The sequence below is a fragment of the Lachnospira eligens genome, from assembly GCF_009680455.1.
In the GTDB taxonomy this organism is placed as follows: domain Bacteria; phylum Bacillota; class Clostridia; order Lachnospirales; family Lachnospiraceae; genus Lachnospira; species Lachnospira eligens_A.
Genome location: NZ_WKRD01000003.1, coordinates 192,075 through 219,063 on the forward strand (window position 1 = coordinate 192,075; position 26,989 = coordinate 219,063).

Consider the following 26,989-nt stretch of genomic DNA (forward strand, 5'->3'; position numbering starts at 1 on the left):
TAGGAGACAGATTTTAAATGGATATTATAGAAGAGTTAAAATATTATTGTAATGAACCACAACCGGTAGGAGCAATAATGCTTACCGGTGAGTGGGGCTGTGGGAAAACATATTTATTGAAAAATGAATTAACTGAAATTATGAAGGATACACATATATTTATACATTTGAGTCTATTTGGGATAGAATCAATAGAGGATATTCATAAAGAGGTAAAGAAAAAATGGATGTATGCTATGGCTGATTCAAAGCATAGTTTAAAAATATCAGATAATATGAAAAATGTTGGTAAAGGACTTAAGAATGCTACAGAAAGTATTACAGATTATTTACCTGAAACAATTGGTAAAATCACTAAGGGAGTACTTTCTATAAATATTATAGATTTTGTAAGTATTAAATCCCAAATTGGCGATAAAAAGGTAATATTAATATTTGATGATTTAGAGCGTGCTAATCTTTCAGTAATAGATTTATTAGGATGTATTAATGAGTATTGTGAGAATATGCATATTAATACAATTGTTGTAGCGAATGAGGAGAAGATAAAGCAATCTGCCAATACAAAGGAGATTACATATGATGAAATAAAAGAAAAAATAATTCAGAGGACAATACGCTATATACCGAATTACTCTAATATAGTCGCAAGTGTTATAGATGGTATAATAATACCTGATGGAAAGGATGAAGAAGGTTTTAAAAAATATAAGGCTTTCCTTAAAGAAAATGAAAATAGTATAAATGCAATTTTCTCAGGGTATTCATCAGAGAAAGTATCAAATGAACATATGACTTCACAAAGGAGTCAGATGTGTTCAGGACAAGAACAGGATAGTGAAAATAATAAAGAGCAGGAAGTACTAAAGTACAGATCACATAATATACGAAGCCTTAAGTTTGCTATTGAAGATTTTAGAAGAATATATTCAATACTTAATGAAAAGAAAGTTGATAATAAAGAGAAGTGGTTGTTCTCATATTTATCATATGTATTATGCTATAGAGCAGGAATGGCGACAGATGGACAAAGATATGGAACATTGTTTTCTGATGAGAAAATATCAATTGTATATAAGGGATTTTATAATGAAAAATACATTACAGGTGGAATAATATCTTGGATAAGGGCAGGTAAGTGGGAAGAAGATGTGATCAATGCTCAGATTGATTATTCTGTAATGAGAGATAAAGCCAAATCACCTACAGATAAAGTGCGTGTAAATAGTTTACTTGATATAGAAGAATCTGATATACAGGAAGGATTCCCGATACTTATAAATGAAGCTTATGAGGGAGTATTGGAATTAAGGGATTATTTAGGATTAATATTAAACAGTGTTTTAGCTAGAGAATATAATATAAAACTTCCAGATATCAATTGGGGGAAAATATGCAAAGGAATTAATATACAAATAGATAAAGTGATTCAATCAGGAGAAGATAAACCACATCTTAAAGCTATCGTGTCTGATTATGATAATAATTCATTTTCAGCAGAGGAAATGAATGCATATAAAATAATTGATGAATTTGTAAAATCTGACAAAATAATATTTGAAAAAAATAAAAATATTTATATTAGGCAGATGGAAATAAATCCACTAAAGGCATTGATTCAATCACAGAATATGCAATTATATTCATTTGATAATAAGATGGCAAATGTAACAGCAGAAGGATTTAAAAAGATATCCAATTTAGAACGAAATGACTTTATTGAATATTTTAAGTCTATGTGGATGGTTAATATGCAGACATCAGACTATAAGAAAGAATTATCAACATATGGATTTAAGACCTTGCAAGAATTAATGAAACAATTTCTCAAGGAGTGTCAGGAGAAATCCTTATATATAGTCGAAATTCATACAAGTTCGTTTATAAAAGTAATTGAAGAATTAATTGATAATAAAGAGCAAGAGATTGAATAATAAGACATACAAATAATGAGATTAATTTAGAAAGGCGCATTTATGGAGATTGATTTTAAAGAAACGCCAGAGTTAGAACAGAATTTACATTGGCATAATAGTTCTAATGTGTTATGTAATTATATGAGAGAACCAGAATATCTTATTAAAATATTGAAAAACCAGGCTATTATTCCAAGATATGTTACTGAGCCATTAGATTACCTTAAGGTTGACGGACTTAAAAGAATAGCGTTTCCTATGACTTGTTTCTGTGATATACCTTTTTCCAAAGTAGGAAATCATATGACTAGTTATGGTGGATATGGAATAGCATTGGACAAGAATAAGGTTATAAGAAATAATAGAATTCAACCAATTCACTATATGAATCCAGCTTCTCCACTTGTCGCAGATTTTAAAGAGGCTTTTAATGCTAATTACAATGTAGGTAAGAAAGCACATAAAGAAGATGAGGTTTTGTTGAATTATCTGCTTAGCACATTGTTATATATGAAACCTATATCGAATTTGGTTGAAAAAAACGGAAAATATAAAATGTATATATTTCAGGATGAATGTGAGTGGAGATATATCCCTGATTGCAAATCTATTTCAAGTATTCCTTTGATAATAAATGATAATAAGATCACAGAAAAGAGAAAGAATACATATTCAGATGTGCTGGAAAAGCATCCTGAAACATGGGTGAAGTTTGACTGGAATGATTTGATATATATTGTTGTTCCAGATGAAGTGGCATTGCAGACAATAATAGATGCAATTATGGAATTACCGCTTGATAATGCCAAGAAGTATTTATTAATATCTAAAATACAGATAAGTAACAGGTTTACGGAGGATTTGGTATGATTGCAGATTTCTATGATACATTTAATAAAGAAACGGATGATGATATTCCACAGGAAGTATTAGAAGTGCTTTCAGAAAAATTACCATCTAATTTCACATATTATAAGAGGGATGATGGTACATATTTTGTAGGACCAAGACGGGAGTGCTTACATGAGACAATGTCTCTTAGTACTATTATTGATAAAGAGTTTATAGATAGCCAGTTGAAAGATATACCAAGAGATAAATGGCTGGAATATATATATAGAATGCAGTTGAAGATTCCGGTAAAGAGTGCGTCAATAGGTAACAAAGAAAAAAAAATTCCATTGGAAAATACTGTTGGAAATCCATTAGAAGACCCACCTAAGTTGTGCGAGACATATATGTATCCGGAACCATTTCCACCAGCTAAAGATATTATTTTCGAAACTATAGAGGGAGATATAGTTGCGCTAAGTGTTGAAAGAAAGCCATACCCAAGTTTTGAGGAATCTTTCTTTACTAATATCAATTTCCCAGCATTACAGATTAAATTCTATGTTTCAGAAAAAGATGCTAATTCAAGGGTTGATTATACGATTACACCTACCAAGGCAGAGTGTGTATCTGATGCTATAGCCGCAATACATGTATTTCAAGGATTATGCAACGGAACCGTTAAAATTAATGGCAAAATGATATCTCAGCCAGCGGTAGATGTTAAAAATTTGAATATAGAACAATGGAATGATAGTATAAAATTCTGGGAAACTGCACGAAAGCTGGAACAGAAATTGGGGGTTACATTTAATCCTGGTGCAGAATTTACAGAGGAGGATGCAAGGTTTTTTGCTTATCTGAATCAGAGTATTCTTAATGATAAAGAAATCATCTGGGAACATCCATTTGATCATTTTCATGTTGGTGGATTTAAAGATAAAAAAGGTGAACTTGAAAAAGTAATAGGCAAGGAAAAAATAAGTACTGAGTTTAAAGAAGGTCCAATTCATGCAGAATTATTGGGAGCGGTATTTGACATATATAGTCATACTAAGATGTACGATTTTATCATAACCAATATCCAATGGGATGATGATAAAAAAGAAGCAGCTGAAATATATATATCAGATCCAGTTGATGGAAAATGGAAATTATCTAGAAAATATTATGTATGATACTTACTAACAGGGGGTATATTGTGCAGGATTTTGTGGCATACAAATACAATGAAATAAAGAATGGTATATTAAGAGAAATTAATAAAATGATGTTGCCAAAAGGGCATCCTTTTTTGAATTATCCTAATACACCTAACTCAAGAATAATTGATATTATTATAATCTTAAAAATGATATTGGGAGAGAACAGTGATGTTCCTATAAGTTTATTGCATAAGTGTAATGGAGTAGAAAATAATAAATTTTCTATGCCTAAATATTTAGAAGGTATAGATGAGATTCTAATATTATATTATATTCTGATTAAAAATTATAAAAATATATCAGCTGTAATATATGAACCCAAAGAAATCATGCATAATGGTAAGATGCTGGAATATTCATTATTGTTTCGATATCCTATTGAATATCTGGTGAATATAGAAGTTAAAACTATGAGATGTGATCCTTTTGAGAAGGAAGATAATCTGGATATTCACACAGTAAAGGATGGTACTGTCTTAATAAAACAATTAATTAATGATGATATTGATTATAATTTATTGAAAAAAGAACATCCTGAGGCAATCGAATTAGAGCATAGTACCTATTATTCTGCTTTAAATAGAAATATTAAGAAGATAGCAGAAAAATTTGACGGGAAAGTTAATGCTGAAATTAAAATGCTTAATATTGGATTTGTTTGCATACATTTCTCAACATCTTTTGAGGAGTTTTATACATATATGTTTAATAAGAAAAAAGGAATATATAAAACAATGGATTGGGGGAATTTAGATGCATTAGTTTTGTTCGTTCTAGATGCAAAGAACGATATATATTTGCAAAATATATATGATATGGGATATGTTGTAACAATGTTAAGAAATGAATCTAAAATTAATCAAGATATAATGAAAATGATGCGGTTGGATAATTATATTTTATTAGGAGATAAGGTACCAACTGATGTGTATGAGGAGGCACAGAGTTGTGCAAAATTATATAAAGTTATGAAAAGAGAAGGAATGTTAAATATAATTCCATATGATACTTCAAATGATGAAATAGAGAAATATGTTTCCTATTTAAAAGATAAATCCGTTAGATATGGAGAAATTTAGATTATTTAAGAATACATTTTTCCCATCTGCTAAATGCAATAGCTGGGATGTTTACTGGAGCTGTAATAAGAGATTTTTTGCATATTATACATTACAATATAAAGGTAGTTACAGTGATGATGCTAAGTCATGCTACGAAAATATTACGCTTAATGCATATGAGGAATACATAAGAAAAAGCAGTAATATTAAAACTGCGAATACAGCAAAGAATCAATTCTTTTATATTAAGTCATTTATTCTTAGCCGGGCACATAATAAGAATTTTGATATTGGCAGCGGCGTGATTTTGAAGCGGTGTGAGGATATATTAATTGAACGCGACAGAGCTATGAAAACAGCTGATATTAAGAAGATTGTAAGGATTATTAAGCATATTGAGAGGCAGAGAAATGGAGTCAGAAATAAAGCTGTTTTCTTGATTTTGCTATGCTTTGGAATGGAGAGAAGGAGAATCTGCGAATTAAGATGGAGTGACATTGGCGATAATTGTCAGACTATTAAGATAGGAAACGGTAATAACAGCAGATTTATGGTTATGCCGGCAATTTTGCGCAATAGCATAAGAGAATTACTGGCGATGAAAACTAATAATGCTGAATACATTTTTGGTAATTCCAGAACACAGTGGTTAAAGCCGTTGCCAGAAGGTGGAATTAATGGCATTTTGGAAAGCATTAAGAATATTGACAGAGAGGACAGGTTTTATAATAATTTTTCTCCCGCTAATTTCAGAAAATGGTTATTCAGGTTTATGTTTTTAGAAAATAAACTGCCTTTATAAGATATACTTGTAACTATGAATATTCCTATATGTAATATTGTAAATTATATTTCGGATGATGAGATGATTGCTGGGTGTACGGATAGGATTGGGAATGGGGATGGTTATATCCTTGAGGATTGGTGTTGGAGGGTGTTGGAGGAGTATGAGAATAGTAAGTAGAAAGTAGCAGTGATAAAAAATTAAATTGTAATTGCTTAATAAATTGTTACATCATAAATATTAGTGGTAAATTGATGTATTTACGGTTTAGAATGTATTTAAATAAATAACTAATGGATTGAATGAAAAGAAAATATACAGAGAATACATAGAAAAATTTTCACGAATATTAAAATCAAATTAAATGAAAGTTATAGGGTGCTATAAGATGAAAGATGAGTATATTCTATATTTGGATGAAAGTGAATTTAAAGCTTCAAAGACATTTGCTATTGCTGGAATTGCTATAAAAAAGATGGTATACCAAGGTTAGAGCAGAAATTAGATGAAATAAAATCTTTAGTATGGGATAATGATTTTATAGAACAGAATAATCCAGTTCTTCATTGCACTGAGTTTCAAAAAGTTTTCAATAATAGAAAAACGCATGACATTTCAAGAGTTAAGCCAGAGTACTATGATTTTATAAAGAAAGAAGATACAGAAATAGAAAAGATATATTATCAGGTATATGGCAAATTATCTCAATTATTAAAGGAAATTGATGCGTTGGTAGCAAGTGATAAATATACACAATTACATAAAGACAATGTGTATATTGATGGGGAATATTGCATAGAGAAGGCAGATCTTATAGACGATGAGAGCGTAGTTATGATAAAGGATCAGCATCAACAGGCAGATTTAGTTTATTTGGTAAAACAGGCTACAACATCTTTGAGATTAGCTAATGCGGGAGAAATAGGAGAAAATGTGTTTAATGGACGTAGTGTATGCTTATGGATGTTGGTTAATCGAAAGAATTTAATCAAACTTTCAGACTTTAAACCATTTCATCTATTGGATGCATTGAATGATTTTAAAAAGGCGGTGGTGGCTCTGAATTTAACGCCAAAAATTTGGATTAGTTTGGGAAAATAGTTTGTGAAGGAAGAACGAAAATTTTTATCGTATTACTAAATAAAATGGCATATAATCTGAATCCGAACATATTGCCATTATACACAGTTACGGAGCGATTGTTATCAAAACCGATAATAAAATAATAACATTAGCCCATATAGGCAGGATAATATTGATAAATCAAAAATTTAAAAGAAAAATAAACATTATATCAAAGAAAACGCTCCAACCCATGTACCTACAAATACCTTGAAAAAATTGATATAATCATAATAATCCAGTTGTACAAGTTGTACGATTTTAACGAATTGTACAATTTGTACAACTATCACAAATTTTTCAGGAGGTTATAATTATTGAACGCTAAAGAGCTGGAAACACAGCACAATCTTAAAAAGTAGGCAGCTTCATTTGTGGAACTTCCTATGAGCAACTATATAATTGGATATTATAGAACAATAAGTTCTCTGATACAAGCCTAGAAGTATCTGCAACTATGGAGATAAATGGAAAAAGTACATTTGGATATGATGAACCAATAGTCTATAAAAGGATATAAAATTATTATTATAAATTAAAACTATTTGGTAGACTATGCATATTACATCGGATAAAAACGATGAGTAAAGAAGATTGCATAAAAGCTAAGTAACTTATTAATAAAATTATGTAATTTGATTTTCATAGAATTTCATCTCCTTTCTGATTATGTTTTGTTATAGAATATAAAAAGCAAAAATACTTGCCAAAATGAAGAAATAAGTAGTCAAAAGTTGCTTAAAGATTTTTTATATAAAAACTAAGAAAATAAATATTTTAACAGAAATACATTAGATTATTCTAGGAAAATAATCAGTAGCAAATATGAGAATAGTTACGTTGTGATAAAAGTAGAAAAAAGCTCTGTGTGCAATGCACATGAGATTTTTTCTACTTTTTTAATTGAAATGTAAAAATTTCAGATTACTTGTATATGTGAATTATTACAGTCGTATCATTTTGTGCATACTTTGTATAATTTATGAAATTGTCTTTTACATATATTTGTTATATCTTTGATATAACAAAATTGTGGGAATAAAATAATTGATATTTTGAAAGGAGAAGTTTCACATGGAAGCAAAGAGGTACCTGAAATGGTATAACAAGGTAGGCTATGGATCAGGAGATTTTGCAGGAAATGTTGTGTATGCATTTCTCTCATCATTTGTAATGCTGTATCTGACAAATACGGTAGGTTTAAATCCGGGTATTATCGGAACGCTGATTATGGTATCAAAGTTGTTTGATGGAATCAGCGATATGTTTTTTGGAACCATGATTGATAAAACAAAAAGTAGACTTGGAAAAGCTAGACCATGGATGTTATATGCGTATATAGGTTGTGCCGTAACACTTGTTGCAAATTTCGCGATTCCAGACAGTCTTGGGACAACTGCACAGTATGTATGGTTCTTTATAGCATATACATTGTTAAATGCAGTATTTTTCACTGCAAACAATATAGCATATGCATCATTAGTTACTTTTTGTACAAAAAACAGCAGGGAACGTGTAGAGATGGGATCATGGAGATTTATCTTTGCATTTTCAACAAACTTACTTATTCAGTCTGTTACAGTACAGTTTGTAAGAGCAGCAGGCGGTGGGGCAGCAGCATGGAGAATGGTTGCCGTTGTATATGCCATTATTGGATTGATTGTAAATACAATTTCAGTTTTTTCAATTAAGGAGCTTCCAGAAGAAGAATTAAAAGCGGGGAAGAATCACACAGAAGAAAAGTATGGACTAATAGAGGCTGCAAAACTTTTATTTTCTAATAAATATTATCTTATGATTTGTGCAACTTATATTTGTCAGCAGATTTATTCAGCTATGTTAAATATGGGCATTTATTATATGATTTATATTTTGAAAAATGAAAATCTGTATTCCGTATTTTCATGGGCAATTAATATCCCTGTTATTATCGCAATGTGCATCACTCCTATGCTGGTGGAAAAAATGAAAGGTTTATATCGAATGAACTTTGCAGGCTATGTTCTTGGAACAGTGGGACGTGTCGGAGTCATCTTTGCAGGTTATATGGGAAGCGTTCCACTTATGCTTGCATTTACAGCGATTGCAGCACTTGGAATGGCACCGTGGCAGGGTGATATGGGAGCAGTTGTTGCAAGCTGTTCAGAATATACTTATCTTACAAAGCATAAACACATTGATGGAACTATGTATTCATGCACATCTTTTGGTACGAAAATCGGAGGAGGAATCGGAGTTGCATTATGTGGATGGTTGCTTGATGCAAGCGGATTTGTTAAGGAAGCAGCGGTGCAGCCGGCCTCTTGCTTAAATATGCTTCATATTATGTATTTATGGATTCCTATGGTATTATCATTAATAATTACATTCATCATGTCAAGAATGAATGTTGAAGATGCAAACGAAAAACTAAAAAAACAGTTGGAGGAATGTTGATATGGAATATAAAGGAATGAAAGGATTGATACTTACCTGTAAGCATCACGACGGCTTTTGCCTCTGACCAAGCAAGTATACAGAGCACAGCATTAAAAACTCACCTTATAAGAATGGGAAAGGTGATATTGTGCGTGAAACAGCAGAGGCGTGTAAGGAATATGGTCTGAAGTTTGGTGTCTATCTCTCACCATGGGACAGAAATTATGGGCTATATGGAAAGTGAGGAAAAATATGAATGCTGATATGAAATGGCTGGACAATCCAGAAGTGTTTAAAGTAAATCAATTGGAACCACATAGTGATCATTGTTATTATCTGGATTATTCAGACATGAAAAAAGAAAAAAATCCATTATTACAGTCATTAAATGGTCAATGGGAGTTTGCTTACAGCAAAAATGTGATGGAAAGACCTGTTGATTTTTATAAAGATACATTTGATACATCAGGATTTGATAAAATTATGGTTCCAGGACATATTGAACTGGCTGGATATGATAAAATCCGTTATATCAACACTATGTATCCATGGGAAGGAAAAGAGTACCACAGAGGAGCCTATAGTATGGAGGCAACTGGAGCAGAAAAAGGAATGTTTTCAGAGGCAAAGTACAATCCGGTGGGTTCTTATATAAAATACTTTGATTTGCAAAAAAGCATGTGTGGAAAGAGAATCCATATCTGCTTTGAAGGTGTAGAAGAAGCTATGTATCTTTGGCTTAATGGTCAGTTTATAGGTTATGCCGAGGACAGCTTCACACCTTCTGAGTTTGATTTGACACCATATATTAGGGAAAAGGGAAATGTACTGGCAGTACAGGTACATAAGATGAGTACTGCAGCATTTTTAGAGGATCAAGACTTTTTCAGATTCTTTGGAATTTTCAGAAATGTTACTTTGAAGGCAATACCAGATTTTCATTTGGAGGATGTTTGGTTCAAACCAGTATTAAACCGTGATAATGTAAGCGGAAGTATAACTGTAAACATGAAAGTGTCCGCCCTTGATGGTCAGAATGTAACTGCAGGCTTTATTTTAAAAGACAGGGAAGAAAATGTATTAGTAGAGAAATCCATACAGCTAAATAAAGATAATGACTATTTAGAAGGTACGATATGTGTTGATTTAGAAAATGTTAAACTGTGGGATAATCATAACCCATATTTGTATCATGCTTATGTTGAACTTAAAGCTGAGGATGGTTCCTTGGCAGAGGTAATCCCTTATGATATCGGTTTTAGACGAATAGAGATTATAGATAAAATAATTTATTTAAATGGAAAACGCCTTATTATTACAGGTGTAAACCGTCATGAGTGGAATGCAAAAACAGGAAGATGCATTGGTATAGAAGATATGAAAGCAGATATATCCTGTTTGTTAAGGAATAATATTAATTCTGTGCGTACCTGCCACTATCCTGATCAGATACCATGGTACTATATGTGTGACAATGCAGGTATTTATGTGATGGCAGAAACAAATTTGGAAAGCCATGGTTCGTTCCAGAAGTTAGGTGCAATTGAACCATCATGTAATGTACCAGGATCTTTTCCACAGTGGAAGGGTGCCGTAATTGATCGGGCAAAAAATAATTTTGAAACTTTTAAAAATCATACATCCATCCTTTTCTGGTCATTAGGAAATGAATCATATGCAGGTGACGACATAGAGGCAATGAATGTTTATTTTGCTGAAAAGCAGGATGGAAGATTAGTTCATTATGAGAGTGCTTATTATAATAGGGCATACGAGGATACAATTTCTGATTTAGAGACCAGAATGTATGCGAAGCCAGAGGATGTAGAGAAATATTTGAACAACAGTCCGAAGAAACCATATATTTTATGTGAATTCATGCATGATATGGGAAATTCCATGGGAGGACTTGGCTCGTATATGAAACTGATTGACAAATATGATATGTATCATGGTGGATTTATATGGGACTATATTGACCAGGCAATTATGGTAAAGGATCCAGTGACAGGAAAAGATGTTTTACGATATGGCGGAGATTTTGACGATAAACCAGCAGACTATGAATTCTCAGCAAATGGAATTGTATTTGCTGACAGGAAAGAAAAACCAGCGATGCAGGAAGTGAGGTACTACTATGGCTTATACAGATAAATTAAGAGTTGTCTATGGTGACTATACACTTGGTGTACATGGAGAAGGATATGATTATATTTTTTCTTATGCACAAGGTGGATTGGAATCTATCGTTAAAAATGGCTACGAGTGGCTGTATCGCTGTCCTAAACCTACTTTCTGGAGAGCATTGACAGATAATGACAGAGGAAGCAGGTTCCACATTAAAAGCGGTAGCTGGCTTTCAGCAGATATGTTTATTGACTGTAAAGAAGTTCAGGTTATCATGGATGGTAAGGAACAAAAACCTTATGCACCAGATAATAATAGCTATGGTTGTGATGTTTATGCTGATGAAATTGTCGTAAAATATACATATGAGACCATAACAACTCCAGCGACAACTGTACTTGTAAGCTATACGGTTGACGTATCTGGAAAGATCCGTGTGGATGTACATTATAATGGGGTACAGGGACTTCCAGAATTTCCTGTATTTGGAATGAGGTTTATTATGCCAACCCTGGCAGACAAATATTTATATAAGGGACTGTCTGGGGAAACATATCCTGATAGAAAGGCAGGAGCCAAAGAAGGAATCTATGAGATTAATGACCTGAGTCTTACACAATATCTTGTTCCACAGGAATGTGGTATGAGAATGGATACAGAGTGGCTTGAAGTTACAAGACATACAACGCTTGATAACAGCAGGACGGACAGCTTATCTCAAATTTTACGAATTGAAAAAAATGACAAAAATTTTGCGTTTTCTTGTCTGCCTTATACGGCATCGGAGATTGAAAATGCCCTCCATCATGAAGAACTGCCACCAGCAAGAAGAACTGTTTTATGTGTATATGGTGCAGTAAGAGGTGTTGGAGGCATTGACAGCTGGGGAACTGATGTAGAAGAAGAATATCATATCAGTGCAGAAGATGATAAGGATTATTCCTTTAGCATATGTTAATCGCGGGATGAGAATATGAAGTTTAAGATTACCAAAGACTGGGTAAAGAATTTTTTTGTGATAACTATATTAATGGTGGTTACATTGGGACCTACAGTGGATTTGGTTGGTCGAATAATTAAAACAAGAAGGGTAGTGAAGAAACAGGGATTATAAATAAAAGGAGTTGCTTGTAAGTGTTATTGGTATATGAAAATAAAAATACGGGATTATCATCCGAGTGGAAAGAACCAGTACATGTGCCGCCGCATCTGCATGAAGCAATAGAAGTTGTGTATGTAACGGATGGAGAAGTAGAACTTGGAGTGGGGCCTGCATTGTTCCATATGGATGAAGGGGATTTTGCAATAATATTCCCTAACGTAATACATCATTATCAAGTTTTTGGGCAAAAGAAGAATAAGGTAATATATTTATATCTTGATCCAAAACTATTTCCCTCATACTATAAAGAACTTCAGAATTACAGTCCTGAAAATCCAGTTGTGAAAAAAAGAAAAGTGCATCCGGATGTAGTAAATGCTATAAAATATTTGGCAGAAATAACAGATGGCAATCCAATGCTGATAAAGGCATATGCACAGATGATTTTAGCACATGTTTTCACAACAATGCCATTGATTAATAAAAGTGCAGTAGGAAGAGACGATCTTATTTACAATGCGGTGGAATATGTAGCCAAAAATTTTAGAGAAAACATCAGCCTTGAAAAAATGGCATATGAATTGTGTGTAAGCAAATATGTATTATCAAGAATGTTTGCGAAGACATTTCATTGTAATTTTAGTAAATATGTGAATGGAGTCCGGTTAAATTATGCAGTTGCAGAACTTGAAAACACGATGGATTCTATAACAAACATATGTCTTGATTGCGGATTTGAAAGTCAAAGAACTTTTAACCGTGTATTTAAGGATAGATATAAAATTACACCTAGAGAATATAGAAAAAGGATGGAACATGATAAATAATATTTTATATGTTGATGGCCAAATTCCCCACAAATAATATGCATATTATTAGAAAAAGCAGAGAACCTATATTCTCTGCTTTTAGTTATATGTTTTTTCTGTATTCAGATGGTGATAAACCTTTTAACTTTTGAAATATTCGGCTGAAATACAGAGGGTTTTCATAGCCCACAATCCTGGCAATTTCGTTAATGTTATATTGAGGATTCTGCAGAAGTGCTTCTGCATTGTATATTCTTTTACGCATAATAAATTGTTTAGGTGTAATACCAGTATATAAGCGGAAATTACGAATGAACCAGCTTGTACTTATATTATTTTGCTCTGCATAGCTATCAATATTAATTGGTTCATTATAATGTTCACTAAAGTATGAAACAGCATTGTCTATTTCATCAGCTTTATGTGTATTATCATGAGATACAGAAGATAAAAAATTCCGATGTAGTCTTATAAAAATTTGTCGTAGATACATTTCTAGCATTTCAGGATATCCATTCTGACACATCTGCAGTTCTTTGATCATTTCACGAAACAGAATCTGATATTCAGATCCAGAACCACAGTAGAAAACTCTTTTGTCATCAGTTAATCCATAGGAACGAAGAAGATTGGTAACATTATTCCCAGTGAAATGTACCCAGTAAACTTCTACATTATCTTTTGCATAATATTCATATTTTTGAGGTTCTTTAGGTCTGTATAATACCATATGACCAGCATGAACGATGGTTTCATCTGAATCATTATTAAAATGGAAGTGGGCTTTTCCAGATGCGATAAAAAGTAATTGGAAATCCAGTCTGCCACGCGGGCGCCATGTAGGGAGTTTTGGTTTAGTATATAGCTTATAGGTACCACACATGGTTATAATTAGTTCCTTTGATTTATCTTTCCTGTCAATAGTGGAATTGTTCAAGTATGCGTTATTGGTATACATATAAAGCCCCCTTTACGTGTAATTAAAAAATAATATGCATATATACTGTTGTAAATATAGGAAATCATTAAATACACAATGTTATTTTATCATTTTATGCATATAATGTCTATTTACTTTAATAAAACAAGTCATAAATGAAACAAACTAATGTAATGTTATAAATTATTTGAATTATAGGCTTTGAATGAAAAATCATAATGGATTAGGAAAATAAAAATTATGCTTAACTGGGATGACTAATAATATTGTTTTGTGCATAATCTGTACAATTTATGATATGGATTTTTTGGGCTATTTTTTGTATATTATGTATAACAAGAATGCAAGGTGATTTTACGGATAATAAAGAATAACAATAGGATTAATTTCTATTAGTAAGTATAATTAGATATGATCGGCTGATAAAAATTATTCGTTATTATATATTATCCGATAAATGTTGATTTAAGTGGGGTGATTGAGATGCAGACAGATATATTGATACAAAGTTTCCTAGATGGCGTGTATGATGAGAGACTTTTTGATGTGTATGCTGATAAGACGAAAATTTATTATCAAAGAGAACGCTATATCAATGCAATAAAGAAATTCGAGCAGTGCTATAAGCCGGGAGATGTGGAAATATTCAGTGCTCCGGGAAGAACTGAGATTTGTGGTAACCATACAGATCATCAGAACGGAGAGGTTTTGGCAGCCTCAGTTAATCTTGATACTATTGGGATCGTTAAAAAGACGTATGATAATGTAATCAGATTGGTTTCTGATAACTATGATGAAATCATTATCCGGCTTGATGATATATCTGTAAAGGAAAAAGAAAAGGAAACAACAAAGGCTTTGATAAAAGGTGTGGTTTCTGGATTTCTTGAGAGAAAATATGCAGTTGGAGGTTTTCAGGCATATATAACAAGTGATGTGCTGATTGGTGCGGGACTTTCATCTTCGGCAGCATTTGAAACTTTGATTGGGACAATTTTATCAGGACTTTATAATTGTGGAACAGTTTCAGCAACAGAGATAGCCATTATTGGACAGTATGCTGAAAATGTTTATTTCGGAAAGCCTTGTGGTCTGATGGATCAGATGGCAAGTTCAATTGGTAATCTTGTACATATTGATTTTGCCAACCCAGAATACCCATATGTAGAAAAAATTGATTTTGATATGGAAAAGTATGGTTATAGGTTATGTATTACAGATACAAAAGGTTCACATGCTGATTTAACAGACGAATATGCAGCAATTCCAAAGGAAATGAAACTGGTTGCAAAATATTTTGGAAAAGAAGTGTTGCGCGACATATCTATAAATGATGTATTGGATAATATTACTGATTTAAGAAAAAAATTTGGAGACAGATGTGTCCTTAGGGCATTGCACTTTATCTATGAAAATAAAAGAGTACAAAAAGAAGTAAGTGCATTGAAAGCAGGAAATATAGGAGCATTTCTAGATGATGTGAAAGCGTCAGGCAATTCTTCTTTTAAATATCTGCAGAATGTTTACTCAAATCAGGATATAAAAAATCAGAATGTATCTTTGGCATTATTTGTAAGCGAAATGTTTTTGGGACAAAATGGTGTATGCAGGGTACATGGAGGAGGTTTTGCTGGAACCATACAGGCGTTTGTGAAGAATGGATATGTGGAGAATTACAAATACGAAATGGATAAAATATTTGGTAAAGATTCTTGTAAAGATTTGAGAATAAGAAAATATGGTGGCATAAAAGTGTTATGAATTAGAAAGAAGGTATTATTATGAGAATCTTGGTTTTAGGCGGGGCTGGTTATATTGGTTCACACACAGTATATGAGCTGGTTGATGCAGGTTATGAAGTAATTGTAGTTGATAATTTGCTTACAGGGTTTAAAGAGGCAGTACATCCTCAGGCAAAGTTTTATGAAGGAGACATAAGGGACAAGATATTCCTTGATAATATTTTATCAAAAGAAAAGATAGATGGTGTTATTCATTTCGCTGCCAGCTCACAAGTTGGAGAGAGTATGAAAAATCCACTGAAATACTATAATAATAATTTATGTGGAACAGAAGTGTTGCTTGAAAGTATGGTTGAGCATGGCATTGATAAGATTGTATTTTCATCAACCGCAGCTACATATGGAGAGCCAGAAAGTATACCTATTTTGGAAACGGATCGTACACTTCCAACAAACTGTTATGGTGAAACAAAGTTGTCAATGGAAAAAATGTTTAAATGGACATCTAAGGCGTATAACTTACGATATGTTTCACTTCGGTATTTTAACGCTTGTGGAGCACACCCGAATGGAAAAATCGGAGAGGCACATAATCCAGAAACACATTTGATACCGCTTGTTTTGCAGGTTCCGAACGGAAAGAGAGAATACATATCTGTATTTGGAAATGATTATGACACAAAGGATGGAACCTGTGTAAGAGATTATATCCATGTAAATGATTTAGCTCAGGCACATATCCTTGCAATGGAATACCTCTCAAAAGGCGGAGAAAGCAATATTTTTAATCTTGGTAATGGGGTAGGTTTTACAGTAAAAGAAGTTATTGAGACAGCAAGAAAGGTAACAAATCATACAATTCCTATAAGAGAAGAAGAAAGAAGAACTGGTGATCCTTCAGTGTTGATAGCATCCAGTGAAAAGGCAAGGAAAGTGCTTGGGTGGAAACCGCAGTATGCAGATCTAGAGACGATTATTTCAACAGCATGGAAATGGCATGTAAATCATCCGGACGGATACTAGGAGGTATAACATGAATGAACTTATTTCAGAATTAGTAGGTTACGGTATTGAAAAAGGATTGGTTGAGGAAGACGATAAAATTTATGTGATTAACAGACTTTTAGAGTTGTTTAGACTTGACAGTTATACTCAGACGGATAAAGCAATCAGACAGTTATCAGAAATTCTATCTGATATGACTGATTATGCAGCGGAGCATGGATTGATACCTGAAAATACAAATGTATACAGGGATTTATTTGATACTAAAATTATGGGGATTTTAACACCTGCACCCTCTGTGGTCAGAGCAAAATTTACAGATTTGTATGTCAAAAATCCAAAAAAAGCAACCGATTTCTATTATCAGTTCAGTCAGGATACAAATTATATACGTAAGGACAGAGTTGCAAGAGATAAAAAATGGAAAGCAGACACACAGTATGGCAAGATAGATATTACAATTAATCTTTCTAAACCAGAAAAAGATCCACGGGACATAGCGAGAGCAGCAACTCAAGCAAAGAATGATTATCCTAAATGTTTGTTATGTGCAGAAAATGAGGGATATGCAGGAACACTCTCACATCCGGCAAGGCAAAATCATAGAATTATTCCACTAAAGCTAGATGGACAAGATTATTATATGCAGTATTCGCCTTATGTGTATTATAACGAGCACTGTATTGTGTTTAATGCAAAACATACACCGATGAAGATTGATGAAGCTGTTTTTGTAAAGTTATTGGATTTTGTAAGACAGTTTCCACATTATACACTAGGCTCAAATGCGGATTTGCCGATAGTAGGAGGTTCAATTCTTAGCCATGATCATTTTCAGGGTGGAGCATATACTTTTGCTATGGCAGAAGCTCCATATGAGTATATGTTTGAGATTGCAGGATTTGAAGATGTGACAGCGGGGTGTGTTAAGTGGCCACTGTCAGTCATAAGATTGCAGGGAAGCAGCATTGGAAGACTTGCAAAAGTGTCTGACTATATTTTGCAAAAGTGGCGTGGGTATACGGATGAAGAGGCATTTATTTTTAGCGAAACAGATGGAGTACCACATAATACAATTACGCCAATTGCACGTATGAATGGGAATTTATATGAAATGGATTTGGTTCTCAGAAATAATATTACGACAGAGGACAGGCCATGGGGTATGTATCATCCAGAGGAAAAACTGCATCACATTAAAAAAGAAAATATTGGATTGATAGAAGTGATGGGGCTTGCAGTACTTCCTTCCAGGCTGAAAAAAGAAATGGATATACTTGCAAAAGCTATTATTGAAGGGAAAAATATTCATGATATAGAGGAAATAAAAATTCATGCTGACTGGGTAGATGAATGGCTGGACTCTTATGATATTACAACAGAAAATATAGAGAGTATTATTCAGAAGGAAATTGCAGATTGTTTTGTGCAAGTTCTGGAATGTGCAGGTGTATATAAACGCACAGAAAAGGGATTTGCTGCATTTAAACGGTTTTTGTCAGTACTATAAAAATCTTCACAGTGGTTTTAATAGATCACATCATAAACTTTACAGTGTAAGAAATTCGTAAAAGTAAGCAGACAGAAAGCTGAGGAAAGTTGTAAAACTGTATTCAGATTTTATTTAGGTACTATGGATATAAACATTTATTGTAACTAAAGAAGTTCCGGCATCAACAGAATTAACTGTTACACATACTGTATGTAAAAATAAAAATGATGACAGTTATTTTAAAGATAATACGATAGCTGCTGTAATAAAAACCAATGGAGTTACATTTGAAATCACCAATACTGCCACACCTGATTTTATAAAAAATATTATAGAGAAATTTAGTACAAATATAAACAGAAATGAACACAACCTCCAGAAATGGAGGCTTATGTTTAACAAGGTGTTCACGAAAAGAAAGATAAGAAAAATCATGAAAGAAAGGAAATAGAAAATAATGAACAAACAAGAAAGCGATATCTTGAATACGCTTTTATTGGAACCATTTATCAATCAAAGGATTCTGGCAGAAGTATCAGGTCATTCATTAGGAGTAGTAAACCGTTCACTAAAGGAACTTATCAAAGCTGATTATTTAGATGAATCTATACGTCCAACAGTGAAAGCAATTACAGAATTCAAACAGAAAACTCCACAGCGTGCAGTTATCCTGGCAGCGGGATTCGGTATGCGGATGGTTCCCATTAATACGGAAATGCCAAAAGGTCTTTTGAAAGTCAATGGTGAGCCATTAATTGAACGTATTATCAAGCAGCTTCATGAAGTGGGGATTAAAGAAATCTATGTGGTTGTAGGTTTCATGAAAGAAAAATATGAGTACTTGATTGATGAATATTGTGTAGAACTCGTAGTTAATGCTGATTATGCGGCAAAGAACAATTTACATTCGATCAAACTTGTAAAAGAACATTTGGAGAATGCTTATATTATTCCTTGTGATATTTGGTGTGATCGAAATCCGTTTCATCGCCATGAATTGTATTCCTGGTATATGGTTAGTGACATGGTGGTCAATGAAAGCAATGTTCGCGTTAATCGTAAAATGGAACTGGTAACTGTGCCAGAAAGTTCTGGTGGCAATGCAATGATTGGTATCTGCTATCTGGTAAAAGAGGATGCCGATACAGTTGCGAAATGTATTGAAGAGTTATGTAAAAATCAGCGGTATGATGGAGCATTCTGGGAGGAAGCTCTTTATAACAAGGATCGGATGATAGTACTAGCTCGCGTGGTTCATTCAGCAGATGTAGTGGAAATCAATACTTATGAGCAACTACGGGAAATCGACAGCAATTCTAATCAGTTGAAAACAGATGCAATTCAGGCGATTTGCAATGCTCTAAAAGCAAAGCCGGAAGCGGTTACGGATATTACTGTTTTGAAAAAAGGTATGACAAATCGGTCTTTTCTGTTTACTTGCAAAGGGAAAAAATATATCATGCGTATTCCGGGTGAGGGAACTGACAAGCTTATCAATCGTCGTCAGGAGGCAGCAGTTTATCAAGTTATTGAAGGAAAGCACATCTGCGATGATATTGCGTATATCAACCCACAAAATGGCTATAAAATCACGGAATTCTTGGAAGGCGCAAGAGTATGTAATCCATTGAACTACGAAGACGTTAAGAAATGTATGATGCGGCTACATGCGTTCCATGACTTGAAATTAAAAGTAAATCATGAGTTTGATATTTTTTGGCAGACGGAGTTCTACGAAACACTGTGGGATGGAATGCCTTCTATTTATAAGGATTATGAGAAAACAAAAGCAAATGTTTTGTCACTAAAGCCTTATATTGATGCACATGTGGGAGAAAAAGTTCTGACTCATATTGATGCAGTACCGGATAATTTCCTTTTTGTGGAGAAGGATGGAAAAGAAGAAATCAGACTGATTGACTGGGAGTATGCAGGAATGCAGGATCCTCATGTGGACGTTGCAATGTTCTGTATTTATTCTCTTTATAATAAACGTCAGGTTGATCAATTAATTGCAGCCTACTTTACTGAAGGCTGTAGTGATGAGATTAGAATCAAGATTTATTGTTATATTGCAGCTTGCGGACTTTTATGGAGCAACTGGTGTGAGTATAAGAGAAATCTCGGTGTGGAGTTTGGTGAGTATTCGCTTCGACAGTACCGATATGCAAAGGATTACTATCGAATCGTTCAAGAAGAATTGAAAAAGCAAGGGGAGGAAGAGTAAATGCCAAAAGTAGAAAGAGCTATTATTATGGCAGCTGGTTTAGGAAATCGAATGCACCCAGTGACACTGTCAACACCGAAACCGATGGTTAAAGTGAATGGGGTGCGGATGATCGACACAGTCATTGATGGTCTGCATGAAAATGAAATTTATGAAATTTATGTTGTTGTCGGTTATCTTAAAGAACAGTTTGTGACACTTGAAAAGGAGTATTCTGGTGTCAGGTTGATTGAAAATCCATACTATGATACTTGCAACAATATATCTTCCCTTTATGTAGCACGAGAGCATATTGAAAATGCGATTATTCTGGATGGTGATCAGATTATTTATAATCCTGAAATTCTTGCACCAGAATTTGAACGCTCTGGTTATAACAGTGTTTGGACAGATGGTGAAACGGATGAGTGGCTTCAGACTGTTGAGAATGGCATTGTTACGGCATGCAGTCGGACAGGTGGAAAAGGCGGATGGCAGCTGTACAGTATTTCCCGCTGGACTGCAGAGGATGGGAAAAAACTAAAACGTCATCTCGAAATTGAGTTTGAACAAAAGAAGAATCAACAAATCTACTGGGATGATGTGGCGATGTTCTGCTACCCAAAGGAGTATCAATTGGGTATCCGTCCTATGAATAGAGATGATATTATAGAGGTGGATAATCTGAGTGAGCTAATTGCTCTAGATGCCAGCTATAAAAAATATGTGGAGGAAAAGTAAATGAATACTAAAAAAGAACATGCAAAAATAGACTGGATGATAACACTGGTGCCATTGGCAATCGTAATTGCATTATGTGTTCTATTCTTTTTGGCACCAGAACAATCGAATGCAGTACTGAGTCAGATTCGTTTTTTTTTAGATGATACTTTTGGAACATATTACTTAGTAATTGGATTGGGAATTTTCATTCTTTCTCTGTATATTGCTGGTTCTAAGTACGGTAACATAGTTTTTGGCGAGCAAAATGAGAAGCCGAAGTATTCTTTTTTTGTGTGGGGTTCAATGATGTTCACCTGTGGTCTTGCAGCAGATATTCTGTTCTATTCGTTTTCTGAATGGGTGTTGTATGCAACTGATCCGCATCTGACAGAGATGGGAAGTATTCAGGATTGGGCAGGCGTATATCCACTGTTCCATTGGAGCTTCATTCCGTGGGGATTCTATCTGGTACTGGCTGTTGCCTTTGGCTTTATGCTCCATGTAAGAAAAAGGAATCGTCAGAAATATTCAGAGGCTTGCCGCCCGATTCTTGGAAAGCATACTGATGGCTGGGCAGGTCGCATTATTGATATGTTAGCTGTGTTCGCACTCCTTGCTGGTAGTGCTACCACATTTAGCGTGGCAACACCGCTGATGGCAACTATTATTGGCGAACTATTCCATGTTGCCGTTAGTCGTACTGTAATCAACATTATTATTCTTCTGATTACCTGCGCTGTATATACATATTCCTTACTGCATGGATTTAAGGGAATCAGCAAGTTGGCAAACATTTGTATTTATATGTTCTTTGGTCTGATTGCCTTTGTGCTTCTGTTTGGTGGAGAAACACGGTACATTATTGAAACTGGTTTTTCTTCACTTGGTCGAATGATACAGAACTTTGTTGATCTGTCTACATTTACTGACCCGCTCCGTACATCGAACTTTCCGCAGAATTGGACGATTTACTATTGGGCTTATTGGATGGTTTGGTGTGTGGCTGCTCCGTTCTTTATCGGAAGCATTTCTCGTGGCAGAACAGTGCGTCAGACAATTCTTGGTGGCTATATATTTGGTGTTGGTTCCACATTGACGAGCTTTATTGTACTGGGTAACTACTCTATGGGAATGCAGGTGACCGGAAAAGCTGACTTTATTGCACAGTATCTGGAGAGCGGTGACCTGTATGGGATGATCGTATCTATCATTAAGACGATGCCGGGTGCGCCTGTTATTATGGTAGTTGTTTTGTTGACAATGATTGCTTTTTATGCGACGTCTTTTGACTCAATTGCATTGACAGCATCCTGCTACAGCTATCACACATTGAGAGATGGTGAGCAACCGAATAAGGGCATTCAGTTGATGTGGTGTATTTTGCTGATTTTGCTTCCGATTGCATTGTTGTTTGCAGAAAGTTCTATGAACAATCTTCAGTCGGTGAGTATTGTGGCGGCATTCCCGATTGGAGCGGTAATTGTGATGATTGCGGTTAGCTTTATGAAGGATGCCAAAAAATATATGGAAAATGTGGAAGAAAACGGTCAGCAAGAGGTTGACAATGTTGACAACGAAAAATAAATTTGACAGGATAGCATGTTGAATTTTAAAAGTACAATATAAAAATGTGTTGATAATAATCAGAATCTTTGCAGTTGGATATAAAAGGGTCAGGTTTTATAATAATTTTTCTCCCGCTAATTTCTGAAAATGTCTATTCGGGTTTATGTTTTTAGAAAATAAACTGCCTTTGCAAGATATACTTGTAACCATGAATATTCCTATGTGTAATATTGTAAATTATATTTCGGATGATGAGATGATTGCTGGGTGTACGGATAGGATTGGGAATGGGTGGATTAATGATAATGAATGGGATGAAAATTATAACATAAATTTATAATAAGATTGAAGTCAGCAAAGGCAATTGCGTCATGGTAAAAGCCGGTACGATTCATGCTATCGGAGCTGGCATCCTAATATGCTAAATCCAGCAGAATTCAAATTGTACTTACAGAATGTATGATTATGACCGCAGGGACAAGTTCGGAAATAAGCGCGAGCTGCATGTAGATAAGGCTCTTGATGTTGTGGATACTAAAAGATATGTGCCATATGAAAGCAGCATTAATGCATATGATGAAGCTACGAATGAAGCCGCAGCAACTATTGAAGAGGACTCATCAGGAGGTCAGTTATTAGTAAGCTGCAAGTATTTTGAATGTTATAAATATGATATATCCGATTCAGTATCAATTAATGTTGATACAGCTTCTTTCCGTTCTGTGATATTCACGGAAGGATGTGGAACTATCAGAGTAGGAGAAGATGTTAAGGCATATAAAGCGGGTGATAGTTTCTATATAACTGCAGGTAATAAAACCGTGGAAATAGAGGGAAACGGGGTTGCTATTGTTACAAAGGTCTGATTGAGATGCAGGTATGTATTTGTCTAGTTCTAGTTTTGTTATGGACACAAAATAATGCATAAATTTTTAATTTAATATATGTGAAATTGACCTCCGTTGGTGAAGCATTTGCTTTGCTGGCGGAGTTTTTTTGTTATTCTGGAATGTGGTTTGTGATTGGAGCAGAAAATTCAGGTAGAGAATTGCAATATTGATTGATAAACTGATTATAATATGTTAATATTTAGACAAGTCGGATTGTGAAAATAATTGTTTGGATTAATTCAAGGATACATAGGGTAAGGAGTAAGGTACTATGGGTAAGGTTGGGTTAATTCAGGTTGTAAAACGAAGTCCCCTTGGGGACTGGGATATATGATGGAGAGAGGTTGATGAGGCCTCTCTTGAAGTGTTGCTATTATTAAATATAAAATTATTGAAAGAGTAAAAAAATTATATATTAAATATGATTATATAAAAAGGAGAATTTATGGCTTTTAAGACACGAAAAAAAGAAGAGTTTTCATATTCATCACCTCAAGAGATGTATCAAGATAATAAACTAAAAAAAATAATGGGACCATTAGATTATCAAGCAGTAATGCTGGATAAGTATATAGAAAATTATGATGAAAAGACGTTGGCATTAGAATTACCGACGGGAAGTGGTAAAACTTTAGTGGGATTATTAATAGGCGAATACAGAAGACGTAAAAATAAAGAAAAGGTGGTGTTTTTATGTCCTACCAATCAATTAGTTAATCAAGTGGTTGAACAATCAAATTTAAAATATGGATTAAAAGCAATTGCTTTCTGTGGAAAACAAAAGGAATATTCGCCAAAAGATAAGAGTAGTTTTCTAATGGCAGAAGCTATTGGGGTTACAACATATAGTTCGTTTTTTGCATTACATTCTTTTTTTGAGGATGTAGATGTCATAATAATGGATGATGTGCATTCTTGTGAAGATTATATTATGTCAAATTGGACTATTCAGATTGATGGTCAAGGTACAACTTTTATTGAAATAGCTGAATTATTAAAACCATTTATTAGCGAAACAGATTATAAGTATTTATTAGAGGATGAATATATTCCAGAAGTTGCATCATGGTGTAATATGTTGCCTATGCCTTTAATATTAAATAAACTAGATGAACTTCAATCAATTTTGCAACAAGGCATAGAAGGTGGTTCTTCAAATTATTATGCATATTTGAGAATGTCTGAAAACTTGAAAGAGTGTAATATATATATTGCAAATAGAAAAATTCTTATACGTCCTTGGATAGCACCAACTATGTCCTTTAAACCATTTGTAGATGCAAAACAAAGAATATTGATGTCTGCAACACTAGGAAGAAGTGGTGAATTAGAAAGAATTACAGGTATTGAAAAAATCTTTCGTTTGCCAATAGTAAATGATTGGGACAAAAAAGGATTGGGAAGAAAATTTTTTGTTTTTCCGGATTTATCATTGGGAAAAGATGAACAGTGGAATATAATTGCAGCACTTCAAAATTTGTGTAAAAAAAGTGTCTTTCTGGTTCCCGATTCTCAATCGGTAGATGCTATTAAACAATTTTATGAAGATAATTTAAACGACACAAAAGTTTTTGATGCAAAGGATATAGAAGAATCTAAACAATCATTTGTAGATAGCCCTGCTGCAACAGTTATTTTAGCAAATCGTTTTGATGGTATAGATTTTTCTGATGATGAGAGTAGATTGCTATTTATTTGGAATTTACCTAAAACGACTAATTTACAGGAAAAGTTTTTAATTACTAGAATGGGAGCTTCAAAACTATATGCAGAAAGAATACGAACGAGGATAATTCAGGCTGTGGGTAGATGCTCAAGAAATCCTAGTGATTATTCTATTGTTTGTGTAATAGGGGATACAATTCAGAATGATTTAACTAAAAAGGAAAAAATTAAGCAATTTGCGCCAGAACTGAGAGCAGAAATTCAATTTGGTTTGGAAAATTCTATGGATTATTCAAATGTGAATGATGTGTTGGAACAAGCTGAAGATTTTTTGAATAGAACTGCAGTGTGGCAAAGAGCGGAAGAGGATATAGTACAATTAAGAAATGAATATTGGAACGAAGAAAATAATGCAGAAGAGCAGATAAATCAAAAGCTACATCAATCGGCAATTCTTGAATTGAAATTTCAATATTCGTTATGGAAAAAAGATTATAAATCAGCATATGAATATGCTAATAATATTGTTCAAAATTTAAATGCACCTGCGCTAAATGGATATAAATGTTTTTGGAATTATATGACGGGATGTATGGCGTATTACTTATTTAAAGATGGACAAGCAGAGTATAAGACATCAGGCATACAGTGTTTATCGGATGCAGTAAAAGAAAATATGGGAATAAGATGGTTGCCTGGCTTATCGGAAAAATTGTTTTTTGCTAAAAGTGAAGATGTTAAAGATACAGATTTTTTCGTTGATTGCATTGAAAAGATAGAAAGTATTTTTACATTATTGCCAACATTGCAAAAAACAGAGAAAAAAATTGAAAGTATTTTAAGGGATTTAAATTCGTCCAATGGAAATGAATTTGAAAGAGGTCATAAAGGATTAGGAGAATTGTTGGGATTTATCTCAGAAAATCCTAATAGTACAGGTGCCCCTGATCCATATTGGATAATTAATGAAAATAATTTAGTCGTTTCAGAAGATAAAATTTATGAGGAAAAAGAACAGGTAAAAAAAGTACCGATATCTGATGTTAGCGAGGCTGGAAGACATAAAGCATGGATTGTTGAACACGAGAAAAGAATAACGAAAGGCGCTAATGTATATACAATTCTAATTACTAACTCGGATGGGATTGATGATGAGGCTCGTATATATGCTGATGATATATATTATGTGAATAGAAAAGAATATGTTGACTGGGCAGTTAAAGCACTTACAGTCATTCGAAGCGTATGGAACACGTTTTCAGGTGAAGGGGAGAGCGAATGGAGAGAAGCGGTTCACAAAGAATTTATAATAGCAGGAATAACTCCTAAAGATTATTTGAATTTTGTATGTAATAAGAAGCTTAAAGACATATAAATATTTGTCG

At 33.7% G+C, this 26,989-nt stretch carries 19 protein-coding genes and 1 pseudogene; 19 read left to right on the top strand and 1 reads right to left on the bottom strand.

Going from position 1 to position 26,989, the window contains the following annotated elements:
- The first annotated feature begins 17 nt into the window (after window positions 1-17).
- From GKE48_RS04895 to GKE48_RS04945, 11 genes and pseudogenes are all read left to right on the top strand, one after another.
- Window positions 18-1,934, top strand: a complete 1,917-nt coding sequence (locus GKE48_RS04895) for a P-loop NTPase fold protein (RefSeq protein WP_055214365.1) — start codon at window positions 18-20, stop codon at window positions 1,932-1,934.
- A 42-nt stretch (window positions 1,935-1,976) separates the two neighbouring features.
- A complete protein-coding gene (locus tag GKE48_RS04900) occupies window positions 1,977-2,786 on the top strand; it encodes an abortive infection system antitoxin AbiGi family protein (protein WP_055214363.1) in 810 nt (269 codons plus the stop codon).
- Window positions 2,783-3,925, top strand: a complete 1,143-nt coding sequence (locus GKE48_RS04905; RefSeq protein ID WP_055214361.1) for an abortive infection system toxin AbiGii family protein — start codon at window positions 2,783-2,785, stop codon at window positions 3,923-3,925. Before GKE48_RS04900 ends, GKE48_RS04905 begins: the two co-directional genes overlap by 4 nt.
- Before the next feature lie 23 nt (window positions 3,926-3,948).
- Window positions 3,949-5,031 carry a hypothetical protein gene (locus GKE48_RS04910; protein ID WP_154300560.1) on the top strand — a complete coding sequence of 361 codons (1,083 nt, stop codon included), beginning with the start codon at window positions 3,949-3,951 and terminating at the stop codon, window positions 5,029-5,031.
- Window positions 5,018-5,815 carry a tyrosine-type recombinase/integrase gene (locus tag GKE48_RS04915; RefSeq protein WP_055214357.1) on the top strand — a complete coding sequence of 266 codons (798 nt, stop codon included), beginning with the start codon at window positions 5,018-5,020 and terminating at the stop codon, window positions 5,813-5,815. Before GKE48_RS04910 ends, GKE48_RS04915 begins: the two co-directional genes overlap by 14 nt.
- 711 nt (window positions 5,816-6,526) lie before the next feature.
- Window positions 6,527-6,898: a hypothetical protein gene (locus GKE48_RS04920; protein ID WP_055214355.1), complete on the top strand. Its 372-nt coding sequence runs from the start codon at window positions 6,527-6,529 to the stop codon at window positions 6,896-6,898.
- Between the two features lie 1,095 nt (window positions 6,899-7,993).
- Window positions 7,994-9,355 carry an MFS transporter gene (locus GKE48_RS04925; RefSeq protein WP_154300561.1) on the top strand — a complete coding sequence of 454 codons (1,362 nt, stop codon included), beginning with the start codon at window positions 7,994-7,996 and terminating at the stop codon, window positions 9,353-9,355.
- A 13-nt stretch (window positions 9,356-9,368) separates the two neighbouring features.
- Window positions 9,369-9,578: pseudogene (locus tag GKE48_RS15070) on the top strand (alpha-L-fucosidase); the annotation flags it as partial.
- 11 nt (window positions 9,579-9,589) lie between these two features.
- Window positions 9,590-11,491, top strand: a complete 1,902-nt coding sequence (locus GKE48_RS04935) for a glycoside hydrolase family 2 TIM barrel-domain containing protein (protein WP_154300562.1) — start codon at window positions 9,590-9,592, stop codon at window positions 11,489-11,491.
- On the top strand, window positions 11,475-12,422 hold the full coding sequence (locus tag GKE48_RS04940; protein WP_055175255.1) for a beta-galactosidase small subunit: 948 nt from the start codon (window positions 11,475-11,477) through the stop codon (window positions 12,420-12,422). The genes GKE48_RS04935 and GKE48_RS04940 overlap by 17 nt, the downstream gene beginning before the upstream one ends.
- A gap of 176 nt (window positions 12,423-12,598) precedes the next feature.
- On the top strand, window positions 12,599-13,393 hold the full coding sequence (locus GKE48_RS04945; protein ID WP_330583090.1) for an AraC family transcriptional regulator: 795 nt from the start codon (window positions 12,599-12,601) through the stop codon (window positions 13,391-13,393).
- Window positions 13,394-13,478: 85 nt separating this feature from the next.
- On the opposite strand, the gene GKE48_RS04950 is transcribed toward GKE48_RS04945, so the two are convergent.
- Entirely contained in the window at window positions 13,479-14,333 is an 855-nt protein-coding gene (locus GKE48_RS04950; RefSeq protein WP_118264852.1) for an AraC family transcriptional regulator, read from the bottom strand.
- 465 nt (window positions 14,334-14,798) lie between these two features.
- On the opposite strand from GKE48_RS04950, the gene GKE48_RS04955 reads away from it, so the two are divergent.
- From GKE48_RS04955 to GKE48_RS04990, 8 genes are all read left to right on the top strand, one after another.
- The gene (locus GKE48_RS04955; RefSeq protein ID WP_154300563.1) at window positions 14,799-16,076 is read left to right on the top strand and encodes a galactokinase; all 1,278 of its coding nucleotides are present in this window, start codon (window positions 14,799-14,801) and stop codon (window positions 16,074-16,076) included.
- Between the two features lie 20 nt (window positions 16,077-16,096).
- On the top strand, window positions 16,097-17,080 hold the full coding sequence (galE, locus tag GKE48_RS04960; RefSeq protein WP_118264850.1) for a UDP-glucose 4-epimerase GalE: 984 nt from the start codon (window positions 16,097-16,099) through the stop codon (window positions 17,078-17,080).
- Between the two features lie 10 nt (window positions 17,081-17,090).
- Window positions 17,091-18,572 carry a UDP-glucose--hexose-1-phosphate uridylyltransferase gene (locus GKE48_RS04965; protein WP_154300564.1) on the top strand — a complete coding sequence of 494 codons (1,482 nt, stop codon included), beginning with the start codon at window positions 17,091-17,093 and terminating at the stop codon, window positions 18,570-18,572.
- Between the two features lie 439 nt (window positions 18,573-19,011).
- Window positions 19,012-20,781, top strand: coding sequence for an NTP transferase domain-containing protein (locus tag GKE48_RS04970; RefSeq protein ID WP_154300565.1), 1,770 nt, complete (start codon window positions 19,012-19,014; stop codon window positions 20,779-20,781).
- Entirely contained in the window at window positions 20,782-21,501 is a 720-nt protein-coding gene (locus GKE48_RS04975) for an NTP transferase domain-containing protein (RefSeq protein ID WP_055214339.1), read from the top strand.
- Window positions 21,502-23,067 carry a BCCT family transporter gene (locus GKE48_RS04980; RefSeq protein WP_154300566.1) on the top strand — a complete coding sequence of 522 codons (1,566 nt, stop codon included), beginning with the start codon at window positions 21,502-21,504 and terminating at the stop codon, window positions 23,065-23,067.
- Between the two features lie 437 nt (window positions 23,068-23,504).
- The gene (locus GKE48_RS04985) at window positions 23,505-23,915 is read left to right on the top strand and encodes a hypothetical protein (RefSeq protein WP_055214335.1); all 411 of its coding nucleotides are present in this window, start codon (window positions 23,505-23,507) and stop codon (window positions 23,913-23,915) included.
- Between the two features lie 469 nt (window positions 23,916-24,384).
- Complete coding sequence (locus GKE48_RS04990) at window positions 24,385-26,979, top strand: DEAD/DEAH box helicase family protein (protein ID WP_055287690.1); 2,595 nt, start codon at window positions 24,385-24,387, stop codon at window positions 26,977-26,979.
- Window positions 26,980-26,989 lie beyond the last annotated feature (10 nt).